Here is a 24,248-nt window from a genome sequence, read left to right on the forward strand (position 1 = left end):
TGCGCCGCTTCGAGATACGGTACATGGACCACGCCGCCGTCGTCCGCGCGTACTACTCGGCGCTCGACGAGCACGACTACTCGGCGCTGTCGGACCTCCTCGCGCCCGCGTTCGTCCACGACCGCCCCGACCGAACGCTGGAGGACCGGGAGGCGTTCGTCTCCTTTATGCGCGACGACCGGCCGAACAAGGACACGAGTCACGAACTCGACGAGGTGTACGAAAACGAGGACAGAACGGAACTCGTCGTCCGCGGTCGTCTGCTGGACGCCGACGGCGAGCGACTGTTCGAGTTCGTCGATATCCACCGGTTCGAAGACGGTGTCGTCGTCGAACTCCGGACGTTCGCGCGGAAAGACTGATTCGGAAGGTTAGTCCTTCTTGCCCGCACCGACGGCGCTCTCGCCGACCGGTTCGTGGCCTTCGATAACTTCGCGACCGCCCATGTACGGACGGAGCGCTTCGGGTACGGTGACGGTGCCGTCGTCGTTCTGGTAGTACTCCAGCAGTGCGACCATGATACGACCGACGGCGGTTCCCGACGCGTTGAGCGTGTGGAGATACTCCGCCGACTCGTGACGCTCGGGCCGGTAGCGGAGGCCGGCGCGTCGCGCTTGGAACTCCTCGAAGTTCGACGCCGACGACACTTCCAGCCAGCGGCCGCCACGTTCGGGGCCGTCGTCGCTCTCGGTGCCCGGTGCCCACACCTCGATGTCGTACGTCTTCGCCGACGCGAAGGTGAGGTCGCCGGTACACAGCGTCAGCACCCGGTACGGCAGACCGAGTCGCTTCAGCACTTCCTCGGCCTCCTCGACCAAGGCTTCGAGACGGTCGTAGCTCTCCGACGGTTCGACGAAGTTGACGAGTTCGACTTTGTTGAACTGGTGGACGCGGACGATACCTCGGGTTTCGGTGCCGTGTTCGCCCGCCTCACGACGGAAGTTCGGCGTGTACGCCTGGTGTTTGAGCGGAAGGTCGTCCTTCAGTAGAATCTCGTCGGCGTACATGTTCGTCACCGGGACCTCTGCAGTCGGGCAGAGCCACAGGTCGTCGTCGTCGTACTCGTCGGTCTCGCCGCCGCCGATGCGGTAGGCGTCCTCGGCGAACTTGGGCAACTGGCCGGTGCCGACCATCGACGTGCTCTTGACCGGAATCGGCGGAAACAGGTCGACGTAACCCTGTTCGCGGTGTACCTGGAGGAAGAACTGGATGAGCGCGTGTTCGAGCATCGCGCCCTCGCCTTTGAGGAAGTAGAAACCCGACCCGGTCGTCTTCGCGGCGCGCTGTTCGTCGATGATGTCGAGGTCCTCGCCGAGTTCGTAGTGCGGCGTCACCTCGTCGGGCAGGTCGCGCAGGTCGTCGAAGCCCCAGCGGCGGTCCTCGACGTTGTCCTCCTCGTCGTCGCCGACGGGCACGTCCTCGTGGGGGACGTTCGGCAGTTCCAAGAGCGCCTCTTGCAACTCCGCTTCGAGTTCGTCGGCGCGCGATTCGACGTCCTGCAGTTCCGTCTTCAGTTCCTGCGAGCGGGCGATTGCCTCGTCGGCTTCCTCGTCTTTTCCTTCGGCTTTCAGTTGGCCGATTTTGCTCGACACTTGGTTTCGGTCGTGTCGCAGGTCGTCGCCTTTGCTTTTGAGCGAGCGCCACTCCTCGTCGATATCGAGAATTCCGTCGAGGTCGACGTCGTCCATCCCTCGCTGGTCGAGGGCGGTCCGGACCTCCTCGGCGTGTTCCCGGAGGTACTGTCTGCTGAGCATTTGTGCGAGATTCAGTCGGCCCCGGCAAAACCGTGTCGCATCCGTGTGCCGTCGTCTCATCGTCGCCTCCGGGAGTTCAGTGGGAGGACCGCCGGCGTCCGAACGCTTTTGCCCGCCGCGAGCACCAACGGTACATGGCAATCGGCGACGTCACTCCTGTTCCCGGCATCGACGACACCTACTACGTCGACACCGGCATGTACGGCACCGAATCGTACGGGTCGGTCTATCTCGTCGACGCCGACCGACCTGCGATACTCGACACCGGCATCGGCACCCACTACGAACGCATCCTCGACGCGATGGAGGAGGTCGGTATCGACGCCGAGGCCGTGGCGTACATCCTCCCGACACACGTCCACCTCGACCACGCCGGCGGTGCCGGCTTTCTCGCCGAGGCGTGTCCGAACGCAACCGTTCTCTGCCACGACATCGGCGTTCGCCACCTCGTCGACCCCTCGCGCCTCGTCGAAGGAACCAAAGCCGCCGTCGAAGACCAGTGGGAGTTCTACGTCGAACCGGAACCGGTCCCCGAAGACCGCATCGACGGACTGGAGGACGGCGACGAAATCGACCTCGGCGACCGGACGCTCGACGTGATTCACGCGCCGGGCCACGCGCCCCACCAAGTGATGTTCCACGACCGGTCGACCGACGCACTCTACACCGGCGACGCCGCCGGCATCTGGGTGCCAGCCGAGAACAAGATTCGACAGACGTCGCCACCCTCGCAGTTCGACCTCGAACAGTGTCTCGAAGACGTCAACACCATCGTCGAACGCGACCCCGAGGTGCTGTGCTTCGGTCACTTCGGCCCCTGTGAGTTCTCCGAGGAACTGATGAGCGAGTACAAACGTGTGCTCGTCGAGTGGGTCGAGGCGGTTCGACAGCGACGCGAGGAACTCGACGACGAGGCAGTCATCGACCACTTCGTCGAACACACAGACATGGTCGATACGTGGGGTAAACGGAAAGCGACGGCCGAGGAACGACTGAACGTCCGCGGCGTGTTGGGCTATCTCGACTACCGCGACGGACAGTCCGAGTAGCGACCTCGTCGACGTCTTCGACCACTGCGTTCAATCCCGTACAACGCACGACGCGTTGTCGTGTTCGCAAACGTACATTCTTTTAAATGTGGGATACCGTATCTGCGTGGTATGGAATGGCGGGACGCGGAAGCGGCGTACGACAGCGAGGTCATCGGTCGAACGACGCTCCCCGTGATGTTCGAGGAGAGCGCCGGACGAAACGCCAACCGCATCGCACAGCGGTACAAAGGCGGTATCTACGACCGGTCGCTCGCGCCGAACGTGGTGCCGGCGGCGTCGGCCGACGAGTACGGCACCGTCACCTACGCGGAGATGCGCGACATCGTCCGCAACCTCGCGGCGGGTTTCCGTGACCTCGGCCTCGACACCGGCGACCGAGTCGGTATCCTCTGTCACACCCGGATGGAGTGGGCACAGACCGACTTCGCGGTGCTCGCCGCTGGCGGGGTCGTCACCACCGTCTACACCTCCTCGTCGGAGCGACAGGTGGAGTACCTGCTCGGTGACCCCGACGCCTCGGCCGTCGTCGTCGAGAACGCCGAGTTGCTCCGGAAGGTTCTGGCAGTCGAAGACGAACTCGACTTGGAGTTCATCGTCGTCGTCGACGACCTCGCCGACGGCAGCGGGATGGGTGGGGCAGTGCGTGACCGCGACGACATCCTGACGCTCGGCGACCTCCACGACCGCGGGGCGGCCGTCTTCGACGAGGAAGCGTACCAGTCGTGGCTCGACAGCCGCGAACCCGAGGACCTGGCGAGTCTCATCTACACCTCAGGCACGACAGGCCAACCGAAGGGCGTCCAACTCACCCACTGGAACTTCCGTTCGAACGTCAACCAGTGTTACCGACGGTTCGGCCCACGCCGCGACAAAGGCGACCTGCCGGTCATCGACCCGCAGGCGACGACGCTCTCGTTCTTGCCACTCGCGCACGTTTTCGAGCGTCTCGCCGGGCACTTCCTCATGTTCGCAGCAGGGGCGACCGTCGCCTACGCGGAGAGTCCCGACACGCTCCGCGAGGACTTCCAACTCGTCCGGCCGACGGTGGGAACGAGCGTCCCGCGCGTCTACGAGAAACTGTACGACGCGATTCGGACACAAGCGTCGGAATCGCCCGTCAAAGAACGCATTTTCGAGTGGGCCACCGGCGTCGGCCGCGAGTACCACACCACCGAGAACCCGGGAACCCTGTTGACCGCGAAACACCGCGTCGCCGACAGACTCGTCTTCGACCAGGTACGGGAAGCGCTCGGCGGTCAGATCGACTTCTTCATCAGCGGCGGCGGCAGCCTCTCGGCGGAACTCTGCGCGCTGTATCACGGGATGGGACTGCCGATTCTCGAAGGCTACGGGCTGACCGAAACCTCACCTGTTATCGCCGTCAACCCACCGGAGAACCCACAAATCGGCACTATCGGTCTGCCGGTTCAGGACGTCGACGTCCGCGTCGACGACGCCGTCGTCGGCAAGGAGACCCAGCAATCGACCGCCGGCGACGTCGGCGAACTGCTCGTCAAAGGCCCGAACGTCACGCAGGGGTACTGGAACCGCCCCGACGAAACCGAGGAGGCGTTCGACGAGGACGGCTGGTTCCGCACCGGCGACGTCGTCGAGATTCGTCCCGACGGCTACATCGCCTTCCGCGAACGCGCGAAACAGATTCTCGTCCTCTCGACGGGCAAAAACGTCGCCCCCGGTCCCATCGAAGACGCCTTCGCCTCCAGTGCCCTCGTCGAGCAGTGTATGGTGCTCGGCGACGGCCGGAAGTTCATCAGCGCCCTCGTCGTGCCGAACTTCGACGGCGTCCGCGAGTGGGCGAACCGAGAGGGTATCGACCTCCCCGAGGACCCGAAAGCCATCTGCCGAAACGACCGGGTGTACGAGCGCATCGAAGCCGAAGTCGAAGCGGCGAACGAGCAGTTCGAGTCCTACGAGCAGATAAAGCAGTTCCGCCTCGTCCCCGAGGAGTTCACCGAGAACAACGACCTGATGACGCCGACGATGAAGAAGAAACGCCGGAACATCCTCGACCGATACGCCGACCAGGTCGACCTGCTGTACGAACCGCAGGCGGCGAACTGACCGAGAGACCCGACGACTCCTCCGTTTTCGACTCGCCAGATTCGTGTTTCAGAACGCAATTCACTCGCTCGTGCGTGCCTCGCCGACCCGTCGCCGAAACAGCCGTAGTTATATTCCTCCCTACCAACGCGGTAATCACATGGAGGGACGCTAGTGGCCGCTGAGGGGGCAGGTAATCTCCTTCCGCTCGTCGCCACCATCATCGGCGTCGGCGTGCTCGCACAGATACTCTCGGACCGGTTCCGCATACCGAGCGTGCTGTTTCTCATCGCTGCCGGTATCGTCATGGGTCCGGTGCTGGGCGTCGTCACGCCCGACTCCTTCGGCAACGCGCTGTCGGCCATCGTCGGCCTCTCGGTGGCGATTATCGTCTTCGAGGGTGCGTTTCACCTCCACGTCGACAAACTGCGCGAGGCTCCTGCGGCGACGCTCCGGTTGGTGACCGTCGGTGCGCTCATCGCACTCGTGGGGACGGCGGCGGCTATCCACTTCATACTCGGAACCGGGTGGCTCGTCGCGGTCCTCATCGGCGCGCTGTTGGTCGCTACCGGTCCGACAGTCATCACGCCGATTCTCGAAGTCGTCCCCGCCCGCGACCGGGTCGAAGCGGCGCTGGAGACCGAAGGCATCGTCAACGACGTGACGGCGGCAATTTTGGCCATCGTCGTCTTCGAGGCCATCCTCCTCGACATCTCCGACCCGACGGAGTTGCTGCGACTGTTCACCGCGAAACTCGGTGTCGGCCTGCTCGTCGGAACCGTCGTCGCCGGTATCCTGTACTACGCACTCCGGTACGTCGACCTCTCGCCGGGTAACGCGCCGCAGAACGCTCGCCTGCTGGTGTTGGCGGGTGCGCTCGCTGCCTACGGTGCGGCCGACTACATCTCGACGGAGGCGGGGTTGGCCGCCGTTGCGACGGCGGGCATCCTCCTCGGCAACGCCGACATCCCCTACGAGAAAGATATCATCGACTTCAAAGGCGATATCACGCTGCTGGTGCTCTCGTTCGTCTTCATCACGCTGGCGGCGCTTCTGGACTTCAACAGTCTGATTCAGTTGGGGCTGGGGGGGCTTCTGGTGGTCGCGCTCGTCATGCTGGTCATCAGACCGCTTCTGGTGTTCGTCTCCGCGCGGGGCGACCGATTCACCCGCAACGAGAAGCTGTTCATGAGCTTCGTCGCCCCCCGCGGTATCATCCCCGCCTCCGTCGCGACGCTGTTCGCTATCGAACTGCGTGCTGCGGGGTTGAACCCCGAGGCCAACGTCCTCGTCGGCACCGTCTTCCTCGTCATCCTCATCACCGTCGTCTTCGAGGGTGGCTTCGCGCGGCAGATTGCGGAATACCTCGATGTGATACCAATGCGTGTACTCGTTATCGGAGGCGGAAAGGTGGGCCGAGCGCTCGCCGAACGCCTCGAAGCCCGTGGAGAGAACGTCGTACTGATAGAAGCAAACCAAGAGATGGTCGAACTCGCCCGCAACCAAGGGTTCACCGTCCACGTCGGCGACGGCACCGACACAGATGTCCTTCGTTCCGCGGGGGCCGCCAACGCCAAAATCGTCGTCGCCGCCACCGGTGACGACGACGTGAACCTGCTGGTGTCGCAACTGGCGAACTCGAAGTTCGCCCCCGAGACGATTCTCGCGCGGGCGAACAACCCGGACAACGTCGACGCGTTCGAGGACCTCGGCGTCCGGACCATCTCCTCGGTGTACGCGACGGCGCAGGCCATCGACAACTACATCGAGCGCCCGGCGCTCGCCAACTGGATGGGCGAGGTCGGACGCTCCGGTGACGTCCAAGAAGTCGAGATAACTTCCGACGAACTCGTCGGCAAAACCATCCGGGACCTCGGCCCGGAGCTGCCGGAGGGCTGTCTCGTCGCCCTCGTCTCGCGTAACGGCGACGCGAAAGTTCCGGACGCCGACTTCACGCTCGAAGCGGGTGACCGCGTGACGCTACTCGGCGATGACGACGCCGTCAAAGCCGCCATGGCGATGATTCACCCGAGCGACGAGTGACGGATAGCGTCGCATCGCTTCGGTCCTGTTCTGACTGTCGCTAACCACGACGACTTTCCTCCCCTCACTCGAACGTCGACTCATGTGGGACCTCTCGCATCCGCTCTCCTCGACTACGCCCGTCTATCCCGGCGACCCACCAGTGAAAGTCGACCCGCACGCGACCCACGCCGACGACGGCTACCGCGTCACCGACCTCCGACTCGGAACCCACGCCGGTACCCACGTCGACGCGCCGTCGCACGTACTCGAAGACGGCGACCCGCTCTCGGCGTTCCCGGTCTCACGCTTCCGTCTGAACGCAGAACTCGTCGACCTCAGACCACTGGATGTCGAGGCCACGATTTCGACTGCGGCGCTCGAAACCGCAGACCCGTCTCCGAAATCGGAACTACTCGTCCTCCAGACGGGGTGGGACCGCTACTGGGGAACGGACGAGTACCACGACCATCCGTCTCTCTCGCCCGATGCGGCCGCGTGGTGTGCGGACCGCGGCTACGACGTGGCACTGGACTGCGCCAGCCCCGACCCGTTCGGCAGCGCCGACCTCCCCGCCCACCACGCGCTGCTGGAGCGCAATCGACTGATTTTCGAGAACCTTCGACTCTCGGACCCCACCCGCTCCGACCTCCCGGACCGATTCCGTCTCCACGCGTACCCGCTGTCGTTCGACAGCGTCGACGGGTCGCCCGTCCGCACCGTCGCCGAACGAAGCGAGTTTGCAGTGAATAACTGACGTTCACGAACGTTTATCAGAGAGTCCCCGAAAGCGCGAGTATGCACCACGCACAGGGACCACTGCTCTCGGTCGACGTCGGCGAGCGAACCGCCGAGACCGTCGATGTCGACGACGTACTCGAAGCGTTCGTCGGCGGCCGCGGCGTCTGCACGAAACTCGCCGCCGACCGCATTCCGACCGACGCCGACCCGTTCGGCCCCGAAAACAGCGTCCTCTTCGCAACCGGCCCGCTGCAGCACTCGCAGATGAGTTTCACCGGCCGGATGAGCGCGACTGGTCTCTCGCCGCTCACTGGCGGATTGCTCTCTTCGAACGCTGGCGGCTTTCTCTCGCGGAACTTCGTGGCGACGGGCTACGCCGCCGTCGAGGTGACCGGCACGAGCGACGAGTTGCTCGCCGTCCACGTCACCGACGAGGGCGTCGAGTTCGAGACGGTGCCGGAACTCGAAGGCGCAACTACCAGCGAAGTCACCGAGTACGTCGAGGAGGCTCACGACTTCGGCCCCGAGCACACCCTCTGTGTCGGTCCCGCGGGCGAGAACCGCGTTCGCTTCGCCTCCATCATCACCTCCGAGAGTCGCGCGTTCGGCCGCGGCGGTCTCGGAGCGGTGCTCGGCGCGAAAGGCGTCAAACTCGTCACGTTCGACGGCGACGCCGCGCCGACGCTCGACCTCGTGGACGTCACTACCGACGTTCACCGCGAGGCGGCCACCGCCGACCACCCGATGAAGAAATCCGGGACTGCGGGCATGACCGAGTACGCAAGCCACGTCGGCGCGTTGCCGACGCGGTACTTCTCGGAACTCTCCTTCGAGGGTGCGGAGGATATCGGCGGCGACGCCGTCGCCGAGAAGAAGTACAAACGCGGCACCTGTTCGGCCTGTGCGTTCGCCTGCAAACTCCCGACCCGTGACGAGGAAAGTGGGGTGGAGACCGAAGGCCCGGAGTACGAGACGGTGATGGCGTTCGGCGCGAACGCGGGGGTTTCGGACCTCGTGGCCGTGATGCAGTCGAACCAACTCTGCGACGAACTCGGGATGGACACCATCTCCTGTGGCGATACGGTGTCTGCGTACCTCGCCAGCGAAGACGAGTTCGGCAACACGGAGTTGGTCCACGAACTGGTCGAGAAAATCGCGTACCGCGAGGGCGTCGGCGACACGCTCGCGGAGGGCGTCGCCCGCTGTCACGAGCAACTCGGCGTCGAGAACTGGAGCGTCAAGGGCATGGAGTTCCCCGCCCACGACGGCCGCCACCTCAACGGCCAAGGACTCGCGTTCGCCACCTCGAACCGCGGTGCCGACCACATGTACGCCGAGTTCTACGCCAAGGAGTACCCGCTGGTCCCCCGCGACCAGGCTGTCGCCCCCGAAGGACTCGACGGGAAAGCGGCCCTCGTCGTCGAGAAGGAGAACCACAACGCAGTGCTCGACAGCGCCGTCGCCTGCAAGTTCTCCAGAGATTTCCTCTCGCCGGAGCGACTCTCGACGCTGCTCGAAGCGCCCTACGAGGAGTTACAGGAGATAGGCGCTCGCGTCGTCGAACTCGAACGCGCGTTCAACAACGCCCGCGGTTTCGACCGCGACGACGACACGGTGCCGTACGACCTGCCGTCGTTCGACGCCGCGCTCTCGGAGTACTACGAGGTGCGAGGATGGGAGAGCGACGGGACGGTTCCCGGGTCGGCCGAATCGGCTCCCGCCGACGACTGACCGTCGGTTTTCGACTCCCGATTTTCGACTTTCGACTAGCGACTACCGACTCGCCGACCGAACGCGTACACCACCGCGAAGACGCTGGCGAGCGTAGACAACGTTTCGACGCCCGCAGCGGTCACCCCTCTGCAGCGGTCGACGGTCGCCGAAACGGTGGCGCCGTGTTCTCCCGTCGACTGCTCCGGTTCGGTTCGACTCGTGCTGACCGGTTCGAGGGTTACGTGTATGCGGTCCGACTCGCGCCGAGTACGTTCGACGACGAACAACGACCCCACCTGAAGCGGCGTCGTACTGAGAACCTGAAGGTCGGCACAACTCGTTCGGCTGGCGGCGTCGGTCGTCGCGGGTTCGACGAAGACGGCTTCGTACTGCTGGAGTCGTCGCCCGTCAGGGCGAGTTTCGTCGTCGACGACGTCAGTAGCGCTGTCCTCCGTGAGACGGCCGACGACGTGGACCAGTCGACCGACGTGGTCGCGCTTGTGGTCCGTCGATTCGGGAAGTATCGCCTCTGCGGTCACTGTCGTCGTGTCTGTCTGCCGGTCGTTCGGAGCCACCACGAACGCCGGGCCGACGGCTGTCGTCCCGGACCCCGACGCGGCGGCCCGGACCAACTGTCGCCGCGTCACGCTCGCTACCGTCTCGTGTGCCTCCGTCATCTGATGTCGGAGAGAACGCCGCCATCACAATAAGCGGTAGCACGTCTCTCACTGCGGGCGAATACGGACGGCGGTGACAGTCAGCATCGGCCAGTGTGGACGCGGCCGACGAGACGAGTACGACTGAGACTACTCGTCGTCTCTCCGACTGAACCACAGGGCGGCCCCACCGACGCCCGCCGCCCCCGCCAGCGGACCGAACCCGGGTGTCGTCGTCTCCGTCGACTCCGCCGTCTCCCCACCGGCGTCTCCCCCGTCGGTCTCGGGACTCGACTCGGCGTCGCTAGCGCTCGTCGAGACGTTTATCGTACTCGCACCGACCGATTCGAGTTCCAGTTCGATGAGTGGGCCATCACAGGACTGCTGGCTGTTCACCACGTACAGGTTCCCGACGCCGAGTTCGTCGGTTCCTTCGATGCCGTACAGCAACGTCTCCTCGCTCGGGTGGTCCTCCGTGGTTCGGTCGATGAAGCGGGCGACGTAGACGATTGGCTCGTCGTCGCCGCCGTAGAAACTACAACTCTCCAGTCTCGAAACGCTCTGGTCGTTCGAGACGCCCCGCAGATGGACGAACAGGCCGGTGTAGTCCGCATCGTCGCTGAACGACGGGGCTCCGTCCGAGATAGCCGCAGTCACCGTCGCCGTCTGTGCGGACCCGACCGCGGCGGACGCACCTATCGTGGTGAGACCGAGCGCACCGACTCCGACGCCACGTAACAGTTCTCGTCGGCTCGTTCCAGCACGTCGTGTCCGCTCGTTCCGGCTCATCTCTACGTCGAACGCCAACGCCCAACTGGAAAAATCTCGGGCCACAGTATCTTGGGTGGCTTACACTCCGTCGCTCGCTTCCGGGGGACTCGTCGGTCGCCGAAGAGGTGGTTTCCGCGGTCTTACCGCGAGAACTCGATGGCTGCGCCCTGACCGAAGCCGACACAGAGCGTCGCCAGTCCGCGGTCGACGTCGCGACGAATCATCTCGTGGACGAGACCGACCGGCAAGCGTGCGCCGCTGGCACCGAGCGGGTGGCCGAGCGCGATTGCGCCGCCGTTGACGTTGTACTTCTCGTCGTCGATGCCGAGTTCGCTGCGGGCGTAGACGGCTTGGGAGGCGAACGCCTCGTTCAGTTCGACGAGGTCGTAGTCGTCGATGGAGCGGCCGTTCCGTTCGAGGAGGTTTCGCGTCGCCGGGACCGGGCCGATACCCATCACCGTCGGGTCGACCCCCGCGACGGCGTTGGTGCCGATTTCGGCCATGATGTCGAGACCGTGGTCCTCGGCGAACTCGCGGCTGGTGACGAGCGTCGCCGCCGCGCCGTCGGAAATCTGCGAGGAGTTACCCGCCGTCACGCTCCCGTCGCCGGTGAACGCGGGCGACAGTCCTGCGAGCGTCTCCAGCGACGTGTCGCGGCGGATGCCTTCGTCCTCGTCGACGAGGCCGTCGTCGGTTTCGATGGGGACGATTTGGTCGGCGAAGTAGCCCTCGTCGGTCGCTGCCGCGGCGCGTTCGTGGCTGCGGAGCGCGTACTCGTCTTGCGCTTCTCGGCTCACGTCGTACTTTTCGGCGACTTTCTCGGCGGTCATCCCCATCTGAAGTTGGAAGACGTTGTACCGCTCGGAGAGTTCCGGGTGGAGGTGCTGGTAGGAGTCGCCGTCCATCGGCACCCGCGACATGTTCTCGACGCCGCCGGCGACGACGACGTCACGATTACCCGCCGCGACGGCGTCGCTGGCGCTGATGATGGCCTGCATCGAGGACGCGCACCAGCGGTTGATGCTCGTCGCGGGTGTGTTCTCGCCGAGTTCCGAGAGCAACGCGATGACGCGCGCGACGTTGTTGTCCTGCTCGCCGCGCTGTTGGGCGACGCCCCACATCAGGTCGTCGACGTCGTCGCCCGACAGCCCCGTCTCGTCGAGGATGGTGTCGATGAGCGGAATCGAGAGGTCTTCGCTGCGGACGTCCTCGAAGACGCCGCCGCCCTTGCCCTGTGCGGTTCGTCGCGCCGCCGCGATGACTGGTGTTGGCATATCTGACCCTCCGGGGTCTATCCTGATAAACGTGGGAGAACCGAGGGTCGGAGAACCCGAGTTTATCCGACAGTCGTCGACCGGCAGTCGACCTTTGCGTGCGTTCCCTCCGAACGTCTCTGTCCCGGAGCAAACGCGGCGATTCGGAGCGGGTTCGACGGTATTAAGACGCTCTGGCAGCTAATTCTCGGGGATGAGTAGCCCGGCTCTCGAAGTCGTCGAATTCCTTCTCACGGCTCACGTGTACAACGAAAACCGGGAGTTGGACGAGAACGACCTCCCACCACGCTATCGGCGCGTTTTCTGGGCCGAGCGCGACGGCGACGCCTCCGACACCGAGTCCGACGGCGTCGAACCGCTCGGCGGCGTCGAACGTCCCCTCTCTGTCACCGAAACCGACGCCCAGACCGCGACCGGCGTCGAACGCCCCTGGGAGGCGGTTTCGGACCTGTTGTTCACCGACCGAACGGAGTTCTCCGGTACGCTCTCGTTCACCCAACCGGAGATGGCGCTGGAGTGGTTCTTCAAGAGCGCCGACCGTGACCGCCTCGTCACGAACCCGACGCTCGCGTTCGTCGCGGAAGGCCGCGACGAAATCGACGTGAGCCACGAAGAAGCCCGCGAGCAAAACCGTCCGATTCACGCCGACCGCGTCTGGATTGACAGCCTACTGGAAGCGTACTTCGACACCGACGACGAGGAGGGCGACTCGGAGATGCTCGACCTCGTCCACGTCCGTGCGCCCGAGGAAATCGAGATGACGCTCGACGACCTCGTACTCACCGCCGACCAGGAGGGCGAAATCGGCAAAATCGTCAAAGCCATCGAACACCGCGACTACCTCGCCGAAATCGGCCTCCGAGAGATAGGTAAACTGCTGTTCGTCGGCCCACCCGGAACCGGGAAGACGACCGTCTCGCGTGCGCTCGCTCACGAACTCGGTCTCCCGTTCGTCGAGGTCAAACTCTCGATGATTACCTCGCAGTATCTCGGTGAAACGGCGAAGAACGTCGAGAAGACGTTCGAGGTCGCCAAACGACTCTCGCCGTGTATCCTCTTCATCGACGAGTTCGATTCCGTGGCCAAAACGCGACGGAGCGACGAACACGCGGCGCTCAAGCGCGCGGTCAACACGCTGTTGAAGAGCATCGACGACATCTCGCTCATCCGCGACGACGTGTTGCTCATCGGGGCGACGAACCACCCCGACCAACTCGACTCGGCGGCGTGGCGACGCTTCGACGAAATCGTCAACTTCCCCAAACCGGACCGACAGATGCGCGCGGACATCCTCCGCGTCATCACGAACCGGATGGATATCGCCGAGTTCGACCCCGAATCGGTCGCCGCCCGTACCCAAGGTCTCACCGGCAGCGACCTCCGGATGGTGCTCCGCGAGGCCGTCTTGGAGGCGCTGACCGAAGAACGGATGTCGCTCACCCAAGCGGACATCCTCGACGCCGTCGAGGACTTCGAAGAGCGGGACAACCTGAAGAACATGGATATGATGGACGACTCCGACTCGCTCATCGCGGGCAACGGCGAGTCGCCGGATGCCGACCACGACCACGACCACGACCACGCGCACGACCACCAGCACTGATGCGCGTCACCCTCCTCGGAACCGGCGACACGACGGGTACCCCCACCGTCGGGTGTGACTGCGACACCTGTCGGACGGCGCGCGAACGCGGTATCGAGCGCTCGCGCTTCTCGGTTCACGTCGAGAACGACCGCACCGGCGAGTCGCTGCTCGTCGACGCCAGCCCCGACTTCCGCAGCCAGTTTCTCTCCCACGACGTGCCGCTGCCCGAGGCGATGGTCATCACCCACATCCACTTCGACCACCTCGACGGCCTCGGCAACGCCTACCGCATTTTCGACGATTTGCCCGTGTACGCCGCCGACGAGACGGACCCGAAGACGGGCGAGAGCGTCGCCGAGACGGTGCGCTCGAAGTTCGACTATCTCGACCGAATTACGGTGCACGCGGTGACGCCGTTCGAATCGTTTCGCGTCTGCGGCTTCGACGTGACGCTCGTCCCCGTCGACCATCCGCCGCTGCTTTGCTACGGTCTCGTCGTCTCCGACCCCGAGACGGGGACGAAACTCTCGCTGTCGGGCGACACGAACTACGACATCCCCGAGGACTCGCGGGCGGCGCTCGCCGACCCGGACCTGTTTCTCGCCGACGCCATCGTCCCGGCGGCGCTCTGCGAGCATCACCCGGCGGGCGGCCGCCACGAGGACGACGAGGGCGTCCCGCGGACGTTCGGCCACAAGCATATGACCCGCGAGGGGGCGCTCTCGATGGCCGAGGAGTTGAACGCGAAGCAGACTCGGTTGGTCCACACGTCGCACTTCTACCCGGCCAAGGAAGCGTTCGAGGAGCCACTCGCAGTCGACGGCGAACAGTACGACCTCTGATTCCGATTCCGACTCCGATTTTTTCGCTAGCCGAACTGGTCCAGTCCACTCTGTCGGCGTGCGACACCCGACGGTTCTCGGACCCACGGAGAGCGCTCGGCGCGAATCTCGTCTAACTCGTTTTCCCACTGTTCGCCTGCCTCGAATCCCGGACACGACTCGCCACATCTGCTTCCGGGGTCGACGACGCAGTCGAAATGTTCGCAGTGGGGACGGCCGTCGTCGGTCGGAGCCATCCGCGCACACGGCGGTAACTCGTACGTCCGCCAGCCTTTGCCGTAGGCGCGTTCGGCGATTCGTCGCCGCTTCCGAGCTTTCTCCTCCGCGCTGACGATGGCGATATCCGTTTGAAGCGGGCGTTCGTCGAGTAGTTCGACGCCCGGTTCGTCGGATAAGAGCGTCGTCGCCTCGCGGACGACTTCTCGCTCGCCGCTGTCGGGGTCGAAGCGCCAGACGCCGACTTCCTCGGGGATGCGGTTGAGGTGCGCGCGCGTGACGTAGCTCTCGGTCGCCAGAATCACTTCGTCGAACAGGCCGAGACTCACGTCGACTCTGAGTTGGCGCTCGAGGTCGCCCGGTTTAGCCAAATCGGGTTTGTTCTCGATGCCAACGAGGCGCGAGAACCAGTCGTCGGGGTAGCGCGTCGTCCGGCGGACGTAGCGACGACTGCCGCGGCGTTCGACCTCGAAGAAGCCGAGTTCGACGGCGCGGTCGGTGGCCTCGCGGGCGGTCTCGGGGTGGCAGTCGAACGCATCTCGCCAGTACGTCGCGCGCCCGACGCCGACGTCGCTCTCGATGGCGAGTGCGGGGATGGAGTCGGGGGTGATTCGGGTGCGCGCGTCGAACGCCGGGCCGGGTTCGACGAGAATCGCGTCGACGATTCGGCTGCCGGGGGAGAAAACGGCCCCGCCGAGTTGGCGGGCGACGAGCCACTCCGACCAGTCGCTGGCCGCCTCCAGATGCCCACAGAGAGCCAACTCGAACCCGAACTCCTGCACGCAGTACTGGAGGCGGTACGGAGTCAAAAGGAAATTGGTCGTACCAGAGGGGACTCCGCATCGTTCGTCTCGCGGGCTTCGTACGGTGGTCGTTCACACGGCACGAACTCTCAGACGCGGTGAGAACAGCAACTTTATCACTCGCACGGGGCGAACCTTTCGCAAGATTGCTCTTAGGAGGTCAATGGTGACGAAAACACAACAACCGGAGGTGAACATCGGACTCGTCGGCCACGTCGACCACGGGAAAACGACGCTGGTGCAGGCACTCAGTGGCTCGTGGACCGACCAGCACTCGGAGGAGATGAAGCGCGGAATCTCCATCCGACTGGGCTACGCCGACGCGACGTTCCGACGCTGTCCGGGAATGGACGAACCGGAGTGTTACACGGTCGAAGAGGAGTGCGAGAACGGCGAACCGAGCGAACGGATTCGCACGGTGTCGTTCGTCGACGCACCCGGCCACGAGACGTTGATGGCGACGATGCTGTCGGGCGCGGCGCTGATGGACGGCGCGGTGCTCGTCGTGAGCGCCACCGAAGACGTCCCGCAGGCGCAGACCGAAGAACACCTGATGGCGCTCGATATCATCGGTATCGAGAACGTCGTCATCGCACAGAACAAGGTAGACCTCGTCGACCGCGACCGCGCGGTCGAGAACTACCAACAGATACAGGAGTTCGTCGAGGGCACCGTCGCCGAGGACGCGCCCATCGTCCCCGTGAGCGCCCAGCAGGGCGTCAACCTCGACTTGCTCATCAACGCTATCGAAGACGAGATTCCGACGCCCGAGCGCTCCGACAGCGACGATGCACGGATGTTCGTCGCGCGGAGCTTCGACATCAACCGCCCGGGGACGACGTGGGGGAACCTCTCCGGCGGCGTCGTCGGCGGCAGTCTCGTCGACGGCACGCTCGACGTCGACGACGAGATAGAACTGCGCCCCGGCCGCGAAGTCGAAGAGGGTGGCCAGTCCGAGTGGCAACCTATCACGACGACGGTCCGGTCGCTTCAGGCCGGCAGCGAGATGCTCGACACGGCGACGCCGGGCGGACTGCTCGGTGTCGGCACCGGTCTCGACCCGAGTTACACGAAAGGTGACGCGCTGGCCGGACAGGTCGCCGGGACGCCCGGCACGCTGCCGCCGACGCGAAACGCGTTCGAGATGGACGTCGACCTGCTCGAACGCGTCGTCGGCGGCGAGGACGAAATCGAGGAGATTTCGACGGGCGAACCGCTGATGCTGACCGTCGGCACCGCGACGACCGTCGGCGCGGTGACGAGTGCCCGTGAAGGCGAGTGCGAAGTGTCGCTGAAGCGCCCCGTCTGTGCGGCCGAAGGCGCGAAGATAGCCATCAACCGCCGCGTCGGCGCGCGCTGGCGACTCATCGGCATCGGAACGCTCGCCGAATAACGGATGGTCGCTGTCGCCATGGACACCAACGCGCTCATGATGCCCGTCGAACTCGACGTCCGCGTCTTCGACGAACTGGACCGACTGTTCGGTCTGGGTTCCGTCGACCTCGTGGTCCCCGAGTCCGTCGTCGCCGAGTTGGCGAAACTCTCGGCGGGCAACGGCGAAGAGAGCGTCGCGGCGAGCGTTGGTGCGGATTTGGCGGCCGACCGCTGTCGAGAAGTCGAGACCGAGGCGACGTACGCCGACGACGCGCTGGTCGAACTCGGCGCACGCGGCGACTGTGAGTACGTCGTCACGAACGACCAACCCCTGCGCGACCGCCTGCTCGAACGCGGCGTTCGAGTAATCGGTTTAAGGGGTCGGAACACACTGAGTATCACAGAACCATAACATGTACAAGAGGGTACGACTCAAGGACACGGTCGAGGTGCCCCCGCGGCACCTCGCCGACGTGACGCCCGAACGGGTGAAGCGTCTGCTACAGGACAAGTTGGAAGGACGGATGGACGAGGACGTCGGCAGCGTCGTCAGCATCGTCGAGGTGCAGGACATCGGCGACGGCTCGGTTCTGCCGAACCGCCCGGGGGTGTACTACGAGGCGGAGTTCGACGCGATAACGTACGACCCACATATGCAGGAAGTCGTCGACGGTATCGTCGTCGAAGTCGTCGAGTTCGGTGCCTTCGTCGGCATCGGCCCGGTCGACGGCCTGCTACACGTCTCGCAAATCTCGGACGAGTATCTCGCCTACGACGGCGAGAACCAGCAGTTGGCGTCGACGGAATCGTCTGACACGCTCGGTGTCGGCGACTCCGTGCGCGTCCGCATCGTCACGAAGAGCATCGACGAGCGCAACCCGCGCGACTCGAAAATCGGTCTCACGGCCAAACAGCCCGGCCTCGGCAAACACGGCTGGCTCCAGACCGAACGCGAGGAGCGACAGGCCACGACGGAGGGTAACTGATGGCCAAACCCCGCCTCGCCTGCCGTGAGTGCCACTACATCAACGAACCGGACTCACAGAGCTGTGACCACTGCGGGTCGTCGAGTCTCACCGAGGACTGGGCGGGGTACGTCGTCGTCACCCATCCCGAAGAGAGCGAAATCGCCCGGGAGATGAACGTCGACGAACCCGGCGGCTACGCACTGAAGGTCCGGTGAACCGCTGATGTTACGTCTCCCCGACGACCTCCGGGGAGCGTTCAAAGAGCCGCTGGGCCCCGTTTACACTGACACCGAGCGACTGCTCTCGAAAGCAGAGGGACAGATAATCGCCGTCGGCGACGTCGTCACCTATCATCTTCGGACTGCCGACCGCGACCCCGACGTGGCTGTCATCGACGGCAAGACCAAACGCGAAGCCGTCGGCGACGAGATTCGCCGCGTGCTCTCGGGCGACAACCCGCGCATCGAAGTCGAGAACCCCGCGGCGACGCTCTCCGAGGAACTGCTCGCGGCGCTGCGCGAGGCCGTCGACAGCGACGAGCACACTGTCGTCGTCGTCACCGAGGGCGAGGAGGATTTGGCGACGCTGCCTGCGATTTTGGTCGCACCCGTGGGTTCGCTCGTGGTTTACGGCCAACCCGACGAGGGGATGGTCGGTGTTCCCGTCACGCCGAAGGCGAAAACCGACGCGCGCGAGTTGATGGCGCAGTTCGAAGGCGACACGGACGCGGCGTTCGAGACGCTCGGTATCTAAATTCGAGTCACGCGGCGTCTGAGCTCAGCTCACTCGCCGTCGACGTTCGGTTTCGGCGGCCACGCGGCGGGCGTTCGTCGGCCGTCGACCGCTCACTGGCGACCGCTCGCCGCTCGTTTCTCGCGTATCGGCCGTCCGCTCCCCCGCTCTTCGAAATCCTTTTACTTGCTTCGCCGGGATTTATGAGCAACTGAACTATGGAAATCGAAATCATCGACGAGGAGGAGAACCCGATGTTGCACAGAACGGACGTTCGATTCACGATGACGCACGACGAGGCGACGCCCTCGCGCCTCTCGGTCCGCGACAGTCTCGCGGCGAAACTCGACAAGAACTCCGACGAAGTCGTCGTCCACGAACTCGACACGAAGTTCGGCATGCGCAAAACCGCCGGCTACGCGAAAGTGTACGAGAGCCCCGAGTTCGCCCGCGACGTCGAGCAGGAGTACATGCTCGAACGCAACAAAATCACCGCAGAGGACGGCGACGCGGAAGCCGAAGAAGCGTAATCGAACGTGCGCGTTCTGGGTATCGAAGGGACGGCGTGGGCCGCGAGCGCTGCACTGCACGATACCGAACGCGACGAGACGTTTATCGAATCCGACCCGTACGAACCCGATAGCGGCGGCATTCACCCGCGCGAGGCGGCCGAACACATGAGCGAGGCCATCCCGAGCGTCGTCGAAACCGTTCTTGACCACGCCGAGCAGACGGCCGAAGGAGATGAGGCCCCTATCGATGCCGTTGCTTTCTCCCGCGGACCGGGCCTCGGCCCCTGTCTCCGTATCGTCGGTACGGCCGCGAGAGCGCTCGCAGGAGCGCTCGACGTACCGTTAGTCGGCGTCAACCACATGGTCGCCCACCTCGAAATCGGCCGCCACGAGTCCGGGTTCGATTCTCCGGTCTGTCTCAACGCCTCGGGGGCCAACGCCCATCTCTTGGGCTACCACAACGGCCGGTACCGAGTTCTCGGTGAAACGATGGACACCGGCGTCGGCAACGCCATCGACAAGTTCACTCGCCACGTCGGCTGGACCCATCCCGGCGGGCCGAAAGTCGAACAGGCGGCCGCAGACGGCGAGTACATCGACTTGCCGTACACGGTGAAGGGAATGGACTTCTCCTTCTCGGGCATCATGAGCGCCGCCAAGCAGGCATACGACGATGGTGAGACGGTCGAGGACATCTGCTTCTCGCTGCAGGAACACGTCTTCGGGATGCTGACCGAAGTTGCAGAACGGGCGCTGTCTCTCACCGGAACCGACGAACTCGTCTTGGGAGGGGGAGTCGGACAGAACGCCCGTCTCAGAGAGATGCTGGCGTCGATGTGTGAGGAACGCGGCGCAGCGTTCTACGCGCCGGACCCCCGTTTCCTCCGCGACAACGCCGGGATGATTGCGGTGTTGGGCGCGAAGATGTACGCCGCGGGCGACACCATCGAAATCGAAGACTCCGCCATCGACCCGAACTACCGACCCGACCAGGTCCCCGTCACGTGGCGCGGCGCGGCCGAGTCCGTCGCGCGCGCCGTCGACGCCGACGCAGATGTCAAGGGCGCTGAAGCGACCGTCGAGTTCCACGACGAGGAAGTCGTCAAACGCCGCCTCCCGAAGGCGTACCGGCATCCGGAACTCGATGCGCGACTCCGACGCGAACGGACAGTCGCGGAGGCACGTCTCACGAGCGAGGCGCGGCGTGCGGGCGTCCCGACGCCGCTGGTGCGCGACATCGACCGTCGGGAAGCGACCATCACCCTCCAGCGTGTCGGCGAGATGGATTTGGCGGCGACGCTCGACGCGGATGCCGTCGCAAGCGTCGGGGAGCATCTGGCGGCACTCCATGCAGCGGGCATCGTCCACGGCGACCCGACGACGCGGAACGTGCGAGTCGACGGCGACCGAACCTTTCTCATCGACTTCGGTCTCGGCTTCCACACCGGTCACGTCGAAGACCACGCGATGGACCTCCACGTGTTCGAACAGAGCATCGAAGGGACCGCCGCCGAGCCAGAACCCCTGTTAGAAGCGTTCGAGGCGGGGTACGCGGCCGCCGGCGACGACGAGGTGCTCGCGCGTCTGCGGAGCGTCGAATCACGCGGCCGATATCGCTGAACCGGTCGCTCTCGTTGCACCGGCGCGCCGACGTGACGGTACGTCGCCTGCCGTCGATTCGCAGCGACGACGACACAGCCAAAACGATTTATCACAGGCGGGCGTACCGCTCTCGCATGGCGGATAAACCAGAAACCGGCGAACTGTTCGGTGTCCCGTACAACTTCGAACGCCCGAGCGCCGGTCGGATGCTGTCCTCGTACTGGCAACCAGGCGACCGAATGCTCGTCAAGAAGCCGTTCGGCGTCGGCTACACGCTCAACCTCGCTAACTGGCGCTCGTGGGTCGTGCTACTCGTCGCGGCAGTGCTGCTCTTCCAAGAGCGAAAAAGCCGTGAAAATGCCGAGTACGAAGACGACGGTCCCGTCGAAGTCGTCGTCGACGACGACTAAGACCTCCGTTTCTTCGCTTCGCGTTACTGTCGCGGACGAGCGAGTGCCGTCGCGCGCCAGACGTTACCGCGTGTGCCGACCGGACGCAGTTCCAGAGGAACCGACGCGCCGGCGGGTAGTTGCTGGAGTGTCGACTGCAACTGCGACGTCTCGTACTCTGCGATGTGCCGCGTCGCGTTCGAGTCGACCGCCTCCACGGTCATCGCACCGTGGGCGTTCATCTCCTTCCTGACTGTCACCAACTCCGCTGCGTGCTGCTGCCGTGCCCCGGACATACCCGGCATAAATAATCGTAGCGGCTTAAAAGCTAATATTTTTCTTAAGTTTTGATACCGAGTACTATGTAGTTCTCACCCCATGACAAACGATGATATAATTTCTCACGCGTTGCATTCGCACCCCGTTTCGCCCGTCTCGTCCCACCGAGACCGACGCCTCTTTGCGGCGGGCGGCCCCCTGCTCGAACATGCTTCACTACGTGACGACCAACGAGGGAAAAGTCGCGGAGGCGACGACGTACCTCGGCGAGTCGGTCGGACAGGTCGACTTCGACTACACGGAGATTCAAAGCGACGACCTTGGGCGAATCGCCGCCCACGGCGCGCGAGAGGCCTATCGCCACGTTGGTGACCCCGTCCTCGTCGACGACGCGGGCTTGTTTGTCGACGCCCTCGGCGGGTTTCCGGGGCCGTACTCCTCGTACGTCGAGGACACTCTCGGCGTCGAACGCGTTTGGCGCGTCGGTGAGAACGAGGAGAACAGGCGAGCAGCGTTCCGCTGTGTACTCGCGTACTGCGACGGCGATCCCTTCGCCGCCTCGCCGGACCCGGTGGACCGCGACGACCGGGTCACGGCGGCGGCAACGGGCGCAGAGCGAGACGCCGAAGAGACCGAACCGCTCCCCGTCAAACTGTTCGAGGGCGTCGTTCGCGGCCGTCTCGTCGCTCCGCGCGGCGAAGGCGGGTTCGGCTACGACCCCATCTTCGAACACGACGGGAAGACGATGGCCGAGATGAGTACCGAGGAGAAAAACGCCATCTCGCATCGGGGTCGGGCGCTGGCGAAGTTCGGGGAGTGGTTCGCCGAACGGTAGTGAGGCGAATCTCGACGGGCGAGCGAAGCGAGTCCATCGGTGGTATCAGGAACGCAGTGACTGATACCTCGTCGGGCGCGACGCGTCCGACGTAGGTTCGAACGCGAACGGAGTGAGCGTTTGAATGAGGATGAAAGTAATACTCTAAACACAGTCATTACGACTGCTCGGAACTCCTCTCCCGTTTTCTATCATCATCTATACAACAGTCGACCCCGGCCCGTCTACGCGCGTGGGTCGCGGTCCGGCCCCGGATACTCGCCGCCTTCGACTTCCCGATACAGACTCCCGGCGTCGAACAGCGTGGCGAACGCTTTCGGGTGGCGAACGCTCAGCGAAACTCGTTTCCGGAGCGTCGCGCCCGCTTGCGCCGTCTGGAGACGCGGGTCCAGCGTCAGCAGATGCATCGCACCGCCGTGGTACGCCGACCCCAGCGCCGGGTGGTCTCCGTCGGCGTGGTCGACCGGTTCGCGCAGCGTCTCGATTCGCGCGCGCCAGTCGGCGGCGAGTTCGGCGTCCGCGAGCGAGGAGATAATCGCCTCCGCGTCGTCCAGTAGCGCGTCGCTGGCGACGAGCGTCGTCCACGAGTGTTCTCGCAGCGAGTCGAGCGCCCGCCGGGCGTCACCGCCGCAGAGCACGTCCGCCGCGAGTACGTCGGCGTCGGCGACGACGCGGGCGGGCGACGCCTCGGGCCGGTCGGTCACCTCCGCGCGTTCAGTCATCGCCGCTCCGTCGTCGTTCGAGTTCCTCGCGCACTTCGTCTTCGTCCACGTCGTACGCCGCTGCTCGCTCGAAGAGGTCGGCCCAACTCATAGCGGGAGATGGCGGCGCGACCACAAGACGCTTATCGGTCGGCGATTCCCGCGCCGCCGACCTTCGACGCCAGTCCCCACGCCACGACACCGACGACGAACGCGACACCGACGTTCGCCACGAGGCCGACGAGACCCACGAGAACGGTCAGCGCGAGCGACTCCGTCTGCACCGCACTCCGGCCCAACTGCACCGCGACGAGGACGAGTAGCACACCCAAGAGAGCCATCGGGAACGCGAGAACCAGCGCCGAAAACAGCGCGGCGACGACGTAGAACACGCTGAGGACGACGTTCGCGCCGCCGGTCCGCGCGCCGAAGGCGTACTTGCCCGCGAGGCCGCCACTGCCGTGACACATCGGGAGGCCGCCGAAGGGGACGGAGAGAAGCGTCATCGTGCCCATGCTCGTCGAGAGGTCGTCGGCGGAGACGTCGGCGTCGAAGAGGTCCGAGCAGAGAAGCGACGTGGCGACGGCGGCGTTGCCGACGGTCATCGCCAACTGTGCGGCCGCACCCTCCGCGGCACCCAGAGAGAGCGCTGGGCCACCGGCGGGAAACACGCCGAAGGCCGGAATCGTCGGTGTCGGCACGCCGGTCACGACGGCCGCTATCGCTCCGCCGACACTGAGAACGACGAGCGTCGCCGCCTGCGGCCGCCCGATTGCGACGACGCCGAGTGTGAGCGCCACGGCCACTGCTGCGAGTGTGGGATTCCCGAGGCCGAGTCCGACGCCGGTCTGTGCTAAGAGAAGCGCAACCGCGAGTTGGACGCCTCGGACCACCGGTTCGCCGACGTAGCGTTCGACCGACGAGATGGCGTTTGTCTGCCCCGCGACGAGGAGTACCACGCCCGCGACGAGGCCGGCGGCGACGAGTTCGCCGTAGCTCAGGGCACCGGCGATGGCCAGCGCCGCCAGCGCCTTCATCGGTTCGACGGACAACGGGAGGCCGTAGACGACGCCCCAGACGATCTGAAAGAGACCGAAGGCGACGAGGGCGTGCGGGAGCGACATCGGCGTCAGCGCGCCGAGTGCGACGACGATAGGGAGAACCGTAACCGAATCTCCGAGCGCGCCGGTGAACTCACCGACGTCGAAGCGAAGCGTTTGTCCCTCCCGAACGTCGGCAAGTGCCATTATCGGGGCCTGTACTGCAAGAGTGATGAGTGTTCTCAGTAAGTGTATGTTCCCACCAGTACCGTCGGGCGAAACCTCGAACGGTTACGCCAAGTGAGTAACATTTAACCACGCCCTCG

The 24,248-nt window shown here is 64.8% G+C and carries 25 protein-coding genes; 17 read left to right on the top strand and 8 right to left on the bottom strand.

Features of this window, described 5'->3' with window-relative positions:
* The first annotated feature begins 23 nt into the window (after positions 1 to 23).
* Complete coding sequence (locus AUR64_RS11000) at positions 24 to 362, top strand: nuclear transport factor 2 family protein (protein WP_058581999.1); 339 nt, start codon at positions 24 to 26, stop codon at positions 360 to 362.
* 9 nt (positions 363 to 371) lie between these two features.
* Here the strand turns inward: AUR64_RS11000 and serS are convergent, their stop codons facing one another.
* Positions 372 to 1,754: a serine--tRNA ligase gene (gene serS / locus AUR64_RS11005; protein ID WP_058582000.1), complete on the bottom strand. Its 1,383-nt coding sequence runs from the start codon at positions 1,752 to 1,754 to the stop codon at positions 372 to 374.
* 134 nt (positions 1,755 to 1,888) lie between these two features.
* On the opposite strand from serS, the gene AUR64_RS11010 reads away from it, so the two are divergent.
* The 5 genes from AUR64_RS11010 to AUR64_RS11030 all read left to right on the top strand — a co-directional run bounded on the left by AUR64_RS11010 (position 1,889) and on the right by AUR64_RS11030 (position 9,361).
* Positions 1,889 to 2,803, top strand: coding sequence for an MBL fold metallo-hydrolase (locus tag AUR64_RS11010; protein WP_058582001.1), 915 nt, complete (start codon positions 1,889 to 1,891; stop codon positions 2,801 to 2,803).
* 111 nt (positions 2,804 to 2,914) lie between these two features.
* On the top strand, positions 2,915 to 4,888 hold the full coding sequence (locus AUR64_RS11015; RefSeq protein WP_058582002.1) for an AMP-dependent synthetase/ligase: 1,974 nt from the start codon (positions 2,915 to 2,917) through the stop codon (positions 4,886 to 4,888).
* 153 nt (positions 4,889 to 5,041) lie between these two features.
* Positions 5,042 to 6,910, top strand: coding sequence for a cation:proton antiporter domain-containing protein (locus tag AUR64_RS11020; RefSeq protein ID WP_058582003.1), 1,869 nt, complete (start codon positions 5,042 to 5,044; stop codon positions 6,908 to 6,910).
* 82 nt (positions 6,911 to 6,992) lie between these two features.
* Positions 6,993 to 7,646 carry a cyclase family protein gene (locus AUR64_RS11025; protein WP_058582004.1) on the top strand — a complete coding sequence of 218 codons (654 nt, stop codon included), beginning with the start codon at positions 6,993 to 6,995 and terminating at the stop codon, positions 7,644 to 7,646.
* A gap of 41 nt (positions 7,647 to 7,687) precedes the next feature.
* Complete coding sequence (locus AUR64_RS11030) at positions 7,688 to 9,361, top strand: aldehyde ferredoxin oxidoreductase family protein (protein WP_058582005.1); 1,674 nt, start codon at positions 7,688 to 7,690, stop codon at positions 9,359 to 9,361.
* 35 nt (positions 9,362 to 9,396) lie between these two features.
* Here AUR64_RS11030 and AUR64_RS11035 read toward each other — a convergent pair whose 3' ends face one another.
* The 3 genes from AUR64_RS11035 to AUR64_RS11045 all read right to left on the bottom strand — a co-directional run bounded on the left by AUR64_RS11035 (position 9,397) and on the right by AUR64_RS11045 (position 12,044).
* Positions 9,397 to 10,020 (bottom strand): hypothetical protein, encoded by a 624-nt coding sequence (locus AUR64_RS11035; RefSeq protein ID WP_058582006.1) that lies wholly within the window; start codon positions 10,018 to 10,020, stop codon positions 9,397 to 9,399.
* Positions 10,021 to 10,149: 129 nt separating this feature from the next.
* Positions 10,150 to 10,788 (bottom strand): hypothetical protein, encoded by a 639-nt coding sequence (locus tag AUR64_RS11040; RefSeq protein ID WP_058582007.1) that lies wholly within the window; start codon positions 10,786 to 10,788, stop codon positions 10,150 to 10,152.
* A 122-nt stretch (positions 10,789 to 10,910) separates the two neighbouring features.
* A complete protein-coding gene (locus AUR64_RS11045; protein WP_058582008.1) occupies positions 10,911 to 12,044 on the bottom strand; it encodes a thiolase family protein in 1,134 nt (377 codons plus the stop codon).
* A 193-nt stretch (positions 12,045 to 12,237) separates the two neighbouring features.
* Here AUR64_RS11045 and AUR64_RS11050 point away from each other — a divergent pair, with 193 nt between their 5' ends.
* On the top strand, positions 12,238 to 13,647 hold the full coding sequence (locus tag AUR64_RS11050) for an ATP-binding protein (RefSeq protein ID WP_058582009.1): 1,410 nt from the start codon (positions 12,238 to 12,240) through the stop codon (positions 13,645 to 13,647).
* The gene (locus tag AUR64_RS11055) at positions 13,647 to 14,471 is read left to right on the top strand and encodes an MBL fold metallo-hydrolase (protein WP_058582010.1); all 825 of its coding nucleotides are present in this window, start codon (positions 13,647 to 13,649) and stop codon (positions 14,469 to 14,471) included. Before AUR64_RS11050 ends, AUR64_RS11055 begins: the two co-directional genes overlap by 1 nt.
* A 26-nt stretch (positions 14,472 to 14,497) precedes the next feature.
* On the opposite strand, the gene AUR64_RS11060 is transcribed toward AUR64_RS11055, so the two are convergent.
* A complete protein-coding gene (locus AUR64_RS11060; RefSeq protein WP_058582011.1) occupies positions 14,498 to 15,469 on the bottom strand; it encodes a DUF5787 family protein in 972 nt (323 codons plus the stop codon).
* Between the two features lie 184 nt (positions 15,470 to 15,653).
* Between AUR64_RS11060 and AUR64_RS11065 the strand changes: the two genes are divergently transcribed.
* From AUR64_RS11065 to AUR64_RS11100, 8 genes are all read left to right on the top strand, one after another.
* A complete protein-coding gene (locus tag AUR64_RS11065; RefSeq protein ID WP_058582012.1) occupies positions 15,654 to 16,883 on the top strand; it encodes a translation initiation factor IF-2 subunit gamma in 1,230 nt (409 codons plus the stop codon).
* Positions 16,884 to 16,901: 18 nt separating this feature from the next.
* Positions 16,902 to 17,276 carry a DUF188 domain-containing protein gene (locus AUR64_RS11070; RefSeq protein ID WP_082230808.1) on the top strand — a complete coding sequence of 125 codons (375 nt, stop codon included), beginning with the start codon at positions 16,902 to 16,904 and terminating at the stop codon, positions 17,274 to 17,276.
* Between the two features lies 1 nt (position 17,277).
* Entirely contained in the window at positions 17,278 to 17,850 is a 573-nt protein-coding gene (locus AUR64_RS11075; protein ID WP_058582014.1) for a DNA-directed RNA polymerase, read from the top strand.
* Positions 17,850 to 18,047, top strand: a complete 198-nt coding sequence (gene spt4, locus AUR64_RS11080) for a transcription elongation factor subunit Spt4 (RefSeq protein WP_058582015.1) — start codon at positions 17,850 to 17,852, stop codon at positions 18,045 to 18,047. The genes AUR64_RS11075 and spt4 overlap by 1 nt, the downstream gene beginning before the upstream one ends.
* 7 nt (positions 18,048 to 18,054) lie before the next feature.
* Positions 18,055 to 18,585, top strand: a complete 531-nt coding sequence (locus AUR64_RS11085) for a GTP-dependent dephospho-CoA kinase family protein (RefSeq protein WP_058582016.1) — start codon at positions 18,055 to 18,057, stop codon at positions 18,583 to 18,585.
* 197 nt (positions 18,586 to 18,782) lie between these two features.
* Complete coding sequence (locus AUR64_RS11090; protein WP_058582017.1) at positions 18,783 to 19,094, top strand: 30S ribosomal protein S24e; 312 nt, start codon at positions 18,783 to 18,785, stop codon at positions 19,092 to 19,094.
* 6 nt (positions 19,095 to 19,100) lie between these two features.
* The gene (locus tag AUR64_RS11095; RefSeq protein ID WP_058582018.1) at positions 19,101 to 20,696 is read left to right on the top strand and encodes a bifunctional N(6)-L-threonylcarbamoyladenine synthase/serine/threonine protein kinase; all 1,596 of its coding nucleotides are present in this window, start codon (positions 19,101 to 19,103) and stop codon (positions 20,694 to 20,696) included.
* Between the two features lie 116 nt (positions 20,697 to 20,812).
* A complete protein-coding gene (locus tag AUR64_RS11100; protein WP_058582019.1) occupies positions 20,813 to 21,088 on the top strand; it encodes a DUF5808 domain-containing protein in 276 nt (91 codons plus the stop codon).
* A 23-nt stretch (positions 21,089 to 21,111) separates the two neighbouring features.
* On the opposite strand, the gene AUR64_RS11105 is transcribed toward AUR64_RS11100, so the two are convergent.
* Positions 21,112 to 21,363 carry a hypothetical protein gene (locus AUR64_RS11105; protein ID WP_058582020.1) on the bottom strand — a complete coding sequence of 84 codons (252 nt, stop codon included), beginning with the start codon at positions 21,361 to 21,363 and terminating at the stop codon, positions 21,112 to 21,114.
* Between the two features lie 191 nt (positions 21,364 to 21,554).
* Between AUR64_RS11105 and AUR64_RS11110 the strand changes: the two genes are divergently transcribed.
* A complete protein-coding gene (locus AUR64_RS11110) occupies positions 21,555 to 22,181 on the top strand; it encodes a non-canonical purine NTP pyrophosphatase (protein WP_058582021.1) in 627 nt (208 codons plus the stop codon).
* Positions 22,182 to 22,405: 224 nt separating this feature from the next.
* Here the strand turns inward: AUR64_RS11110 and AUR64_RS11115 are convergent, their stop codons facing one another.
* Positions 22,406 to 22,903, bottom strand: a complete 498-nt coding sequence (locus tag AUR64_RS11115) for a DUF7384 family protein (RefSeq protein ID WP_058582022.1) — start codon at positions 22,901 to 22,903, stop codon at positions 22,406 to 22,408.
* A 122-nt stretch (positions 22,904 to 23,025) separates the two neighbouring features.
* Complete coding sequence (locus tag AUR64_RS11120; protein WP_058582023.1) at positions 23,026 to 24,129, bottom strand: putative sulfate/molybdate transporter; 1,104 nt, start codon at positions 24,127 to 24,129, stop codon at positions 23,026 to 23,028.
* Positions 24,130 to 24,248: the final 119 nt, after the last annotated feature.

Source organism: Haloprofundus marisrubri (assembly GCF_001469955.1).
Classification (GTDB): Archaea; Halobacteriota; Halobacteria; order Halobacteriales; family Haloferacaceae; genus Haloprofundus; species Haloprofundus marisrubri.

Excerpts from the sequence above, each read along its gene's own strand:
- AUR64_RS11000 (WP_058581999.1), top strand. The coding sequence starts at position 24 with ATGGACCACGCCGCCGTCGTCCGCGCGTACTACTCGGCGCTCGACGAG.
- serS (WP_058582000.1), bottom strand. The coding sequence starts at position 1,754 with ATGCTCAGCAGACAGTACCTCCGGGAACACGCCGAGGAGGTCCGGACC.
- AUR64_RS11010 (WP_058582001.1), top strand. The coding sequence starts at position 1,889 with ATGGCAATCGGCGACGTCACTCCTGTTCCCGGCATCGACGACACCTAC.
- AUR64_RS11015 (WP_058582002.1), top strand. The coding sequence starts at position 2,915 with ATGGAATGGCGGGACGCGGAAGCGGCGTACGACAGCGAGGTCATCGGT.
- AUR64_RS11025 (WP_058582004.1), top strand. The coding sequence starts at position 6,993 with ATGTGGGACCTCTCGCATCCGCTCTCCTCGACTACGCCCGTCTATCCC.
- AUR64_RS11030 (WP_058582005.1), top strand. The coding sequence starts at position 7,688 with ATGCACCACGCACAGGGACCACTGCTCTCGGTCGACGTCGGCGAGCGA.
- AUR64_RS11035 (WP_058582006.1), bottom strand. The coding sequence starts at position 10,020 with ATGACGGAGGCACACGAGACGGTAGCGAGCGTGACGCGGCGACAGTTG.
- AUR64_RS11040 (WP_058582007.1), bottom strand. The coding sequence starts at position 10,788 with ATGAGCCGGAACGAGCGGACACGACGTGCTGGAACGAGCCGACGAGAA.
- AUR64_RS11045 (WP_058582008.1), bottom strand. The coding sequence starts at position 12,044 with ATGCCAACACCAGTCATCGCGGCGGCGCGACGAACCGCACAGGGCAAG.
- AUR64_RS11050 (WP_058582009.1), top strand. The coding sequence starts at position 12,238 with ATGAGTAGCCCGGCTCTCGAAGTCGTCGAATTCCTTCTCACGGCTCAC.
- AUR64_RS11055 (WP_058582010.1), top strand. The coding sequence starts at position 13,647 with ATGCGCGTCACCCTCCTCGGAACCGGCGACACGACGGGTACCCCCACC.
- AUR64_RS11065 (WP_058582012.1), top strand. The coding sequence starts at position 15,654 with ATGGTGACGAAAACACAACAACCGGAGGTGAACATCGGACTCGTCGGC.
- AUR64_RS11070 (WP_082230808.1), top strand. The coding sequence starts at position 16,902 with ATGGACACCAACGCGCTCATGATGCCCGTCGAACTCGACGTCCGCGTC.
- AUR64_RS11075 (WP_058582014.1), top strand. The coding sequence starts at position 17,278 with ATGTACAAGAGGGTACGACTCAAGGACACGGTCGAGGTGCCCCCGCGG.
- spt4 (WP_058582015.1), top strand. The coding sequence starts at position 17,850 with ATGGCCAAACCCCGCCTCGCCTGCCGTGAGTGCCACTACATCAACGAA.
- AUR64_RS11085 (WP_058582016.1), top strand. The coding sequence starts at position 18,055 with ATGTTACGTCTCCCCGACGACCTCCGGGGAGCGTTCAAAGAGCCGCTG.
- AUR64_RS11090 (WP_058582017.1), top strand. The coding sequence starts at position 18,783 with ATGGAAATCGAAATCATCGACGAGGAGGAGAACCCGATGTTGCACAGA.
- AUR64_RS11100 (WP_058582019.1), top strand. The coding sequence starts at position 20,813 with ATGGCGGATAAACCAGAAACCGGCGAACTGTTCGGTGTCCCGTACAAC.
- AUR64_RS11105 (WP_058582020.1), bottom strand. The coding sequence starts at position 21,363 with ATGTCCGGGGCACGGCAGCAGCACGCAGCGGAGTTGGTGACAGTCAGG.
- AUR64_RS11110 (WP_058582021.1), top strand. The coding sequence starts at position 21,555 with ATGCTTCACTACGTGACGACCAACGAGGGAAAAGTCGCGGAGGCGACG.
- AUR64_RS11115 (WP_058582022.1), bottom strand. The coding sequence starts at position 22,903 with ATGACTGAACGCGCGGAGGTGACCGACCGGCCCGAGGCGTCGCCCGCC.
- AUR64_RS11120 (WP_058582023.1), bottom strand. The coding sequence starts at position 24,129 with ATGGCACTTGCCGACGTTCGGGAGGGACAAACGCTTCGCTTCGACGTC.